A 607-nucleotide genomic window follows, 5' to 3' on the forward strand; every position below is an offset into this window, starting at 1 on the left:
GGTCAATCCCACCTCGAACCACAACGAAGTCAATATTAAAGGTGTGCAACCGTATATCGAACCTCATGGGTCTGGTGAAATAGAGTTTCAATACAAGGATACAGCCAACAAAGCGAAAATGAACGTCACATATCAGATCTATGATGACGCCCCTCAGGCCGTAGAGTTCAAATATGAAGCAAGTTTTGATGGCGAACACATCAGCCATTCGTGCAGTGTCGAGGCACCTTTCCCATCATCGTATAGTGACTGCAATCACAAAGATGTTCACTACTATTTGAACCAATAGCGTCCTGGCCTTGGCCAGAAAAGACCAAAAAGCGCCTAGTTTCAGGCTCCATCGATCTTAGAATTCGCTCCCGTTGTGACGGGGGTAGGTAGAAGAGACTTACCGCATTGTCCTGTTCCGGATTTGTCGCAAACGTTTTGAACGGCCAGTGCTTGCAAACTACCGGACAAACCTATTCTGCGAACTCGGCAAACAGACGAAAGACCGACCTGGTCCTATTGGAGAATTGCTGCTTTCGGATCATGTTGGCAACCTCACCGCCGTACAGAGAAGCGGATGCGGATCTGAACGACTCGCACCCGTAGATGTGCCGTATGC

1 protein-coding gene is annotated in these 607 nt (G+C 48.4%); it reads left to right on the forward strand.

The genetic code is table 11. From position 1 onward, the window contains the following. On the forward strand, positions 1 to 289 hold a 289-nt coding region (locus tag ACR0E6_RS22660), incomplete at its 5' end, for a hypothetical protein (protein ID WP_480587624.1). Positions 290 to 607: the final 318 nt, after the last annotated feature.

The sequence above is a fragment of the Ruegeria sp. AP12 genome, from assembly GCF_056540025.1.